Annotated in this window: 2 protein-coding genes; both read left to right on the top strand. The window is 37.7% G+C overall.

Annotated features, from left to right (window positions below; genetic code table 11):
• Positions 1-343: 343 nt before the first annotated feature.
• Positions 344-1,039, top strand: coding sequence for a PepSY domain-containing protein (locus tag NO989_RS21610; RefSeq protein WP_156086149.1), 696 nt, complete (start codon positions 344-346; stop codon positions 1,037-1,039).
• Between the two features lie 2 nt (positions 1,040-1,041).
• A complete protein-coding gene (locus tag NO989_RS21605) occupies positions 1,042-2,922 on the top strand; it encodes a PepSY domain-containing protein (protein ID WP_156086150.1) in 1,881 nt (626 codons plus the stop codon).
• Positions 2,923-3,036: the final 114 nt, after the last annotated feature.

Raw genomic sequence — 3,036 nt, 5'->3', positions numbered from 1 at the left:
TTAAACGCCAAACAATATATCTTAATTCCAGAAAGAATAACAATTCCCACGCTTTACAATCTGGGTTTAAAAAGCCAGTTTGACTGCCACTTTCAGCTCTGCAAGGTAAAAAAAGCAGCCATTCACAGTCAACCTCAAACAGTCTAAGTGTCTGTAATTTATTCTTTTTTTTCAAAAAGACATATAAAAGATGTTTAATTGAGTCAAAAAAGAGATCCAATATTTGAATAATTCAGGATAAAAATTCAATAATGCCGTCGTACTGACTACAGACGCTCAAACGGAGCGTAAAAAGTGATAGGGCATCTCCTATTTAAGACATTAGAGTTGAAGGTTAGAGTCGATGAAGTTTGTAAATAAGATCCGCAAGTATCATAAATGGATGATGCTGTTTTTAGGTATTCAGTTTGTCATATGGTCGGTCACTGGCGCTTATATGGTAGTTATCGACCTAAACTATATCCATGGCAACAACTTGATCGCAGACCATCAACCAAACATCAATTCTCAAGATGTAAAATATAGCTTAACTGACATATTGGTTGACTACCCAAACGCAACCGAAATTGAACTAGCGACCTTAGCTGAACAAACCGTCTATCATGTGTCTAACGATGGTCAAGAGTTATTACTTAGTGCGCGAACTGGTGAACGCTTGGCACCATTTGATAAAAAGCGGGCCATAGAAATCTCTAATTATTATTACAGTGGTACATCAGCTGTAAAAGAAATTAATTTAATTACTGAAAATCCACCATATGGTTTAAATGAAAAGTTTTTACCGGCATATCGTATTGATTATGATGCCTTTAGCAGCCCATCAATCTATATCTCTGCAGAATCCGGAAAATTAGTTCGTTATCGTCATAACTTTTGGCGAATATTCGACTGGATGTTTCGATTCCACTTAGCGGATTACAATAATCGTGAACGCGATAACTGGCTGCTTTTCTGGCTAACCCTATTCAGTATTGGCGCCTGTTTATTGGGATTAGGATTAAGTTATTACACTGTACTGCGTAAAGCAAAGGAGGCGTGAGTATGCAGTTTATCAAATCAATACATAAATGGACCTCCGTATTAGTCGGGATACAGTTACTAATTTGGTTACTGAGTGGTTTTTATTTTAATATTATGGACGTGAGTAAAGTTCGTGGCGACCAATATCAAAATAAAATATCGCCTGTGGCAAGTCCTCTTACAACCTATCAATCTAATCAATCTAAACTTTTATATCCACAGGACATTTTAGATAATGTGCGTACCAGTAGCAGCCCGGTCCCACGCCCCACTCAATCAATTAAGCTTATATCTTTGCAAGATAAGCCATACTACTTGTTAACTCACCACAAAGGATTGAGGCGGCATTTTGAAAGTGATTATACTCTTATCGATGCTTATACAGGCCAACCAAAATTAATTGATGCCGAGTTAGCTAGCCATATCGCCTCTCGCTCATATAATGGTCCAGGTGAACTCCTATCAGCAACAAAGTTGACTCCCCCAATAGACGACTTGCCAAGAGAGAAAAACCAAGTCTGGCAAGTTAACTTCGCCGATAAGGTCAATACAAGTGTGTATGTTGATGCTCGTACTGGAGAATTAATCTCTCATAGTGATGACGACAAACGTTTTGCTGACTTCTTCTATATGCTGCATTTTATGGATTATAACGGCGTTGGCGGCTTCAATAGTTGGCACATTATCTTGTTCGCATTTATAACTTTATGGCTTTGTCTATCTGGCTTTATTTGGACCATTCAATTGGCGTTTGGAGGCAACTACAGACTGAGCTTTTTAGCCAAAAAACACCCTGTATTTATTAAAAAACAAATGAGTGAACCTGTTGGTAATTTAAAGATTTCTAGTCATCAAAATTTAATGGAAGGTTTAAATGCCCATGACATTCTTATTCCATCTACTTGTGGAGGTGGAGGCACATGTGGACAGTGTAAGGTTAAGTTAAATCCAGCCCTAACACCTAATTCTGCAGAGCGCGTATTATTGTCTCAGACCGAAATTGATGCGGGACACCGGCTCGCCTGTCAACATCACAGCAATGAAGTCAAAGAAGTTGAATTATTGGCTCATAAAGCGGAGAAACATAACTTAATATTGACACATTCAATATTTCTGAGCCCTTTTATAAAAGAGCTACGTTTTAAAGTTAACAGTGAAAATCCACTAAAATTTAGAGCCGGCGCCTATATGCAGTTTAATATTCCTGCTGCGCATGGTAGTTCAGTGCCGTCGATTATTCCTGATGAATTTCAAACATATTGGGAACACATTAAAAGGCTTAATTATAATCACACTGCGATTAACCGTTGCTATTCTTTGGCAAATTATGATTCGCATACAAATGAATTAACTTTTTTAATCAAGATGCAGCCGGCACCTAGAGCAAATTTACTGCCTGGTTTTGGCTCAAATTACATCTGCAATATGCTGCCTGGCGAAAGTATCGAAGCGATTGGACCGTTCGAAAAATTTTATGTAAGTAATTCACATATCGACACCGCAAGAACAATGGTAATGATTGGAGCGGGTTCGGGAATAGCCCCTCTCAAATCAATAATAATGGAGCAATTAGAAAAACTTAAATGCCAGGAAAATATTCACTTTTACTTTGGGGCTCGTCATAAAGTTGATTTAATTTATCGTGAGTTATTCGAAAGATTGGCCTTTGAATATCAAAATTTTCACTTTACGCCTGTATTATCTAAGCCCGACACAAATTGGGATGGTGCAAATGGTTATGTCCAGCAGGTAATCGATAATTCAATAGACACTCTGGGAGATTTAAATCAGATCCAGTTTTATTTGTGTGGCCCCAAACAGATGATGTTAGAAACCATATCAATGCTGAAAAAGCACGGTGTAAAAGACTCTGCCATTTTATGTGATGATTTTTCTAATTAAGCATTAAAGTTACCTTATAACTCAAGTTAAAATATAAAAGGGGGCAACTCCAATTTAATTGCTGTTTCGCAGTAAGCGTAACTCGAACCACACAACCGGCCAAGATAATTGACG

Source organism: Alteromonas sp. DY56-G5 (genome assembly GCF_041414725.1).
GTDB classification, from domain to species: Bacteria; Pseudomonadota; Gammaproteobacteria; order Enterobacterales; family Alteromonadaceae; genus Alteromonas; species Alteromonas macleodii.
The sequence above is the reverse complement of the archived record's forward strand: the minus strand, read 5'-3'. Positions and strand labels throughout refer to the sequence as shown.

Coding starts and splice junctions, on each gene's coding strand:
- NO989_RS21610 (WP_156086149.1), top strand. CDS start 344: ATGAAGTTTGTAAATAAGATCCGCAAGTATCATAAATGGATGATGCTG.
- NO989_RS21605 (WP_156086150.1), top strand. CDS start 1,042: ATGCAGTTTATCAAATCAATACATAAATGGACCTCCGTATTAGTCGGG.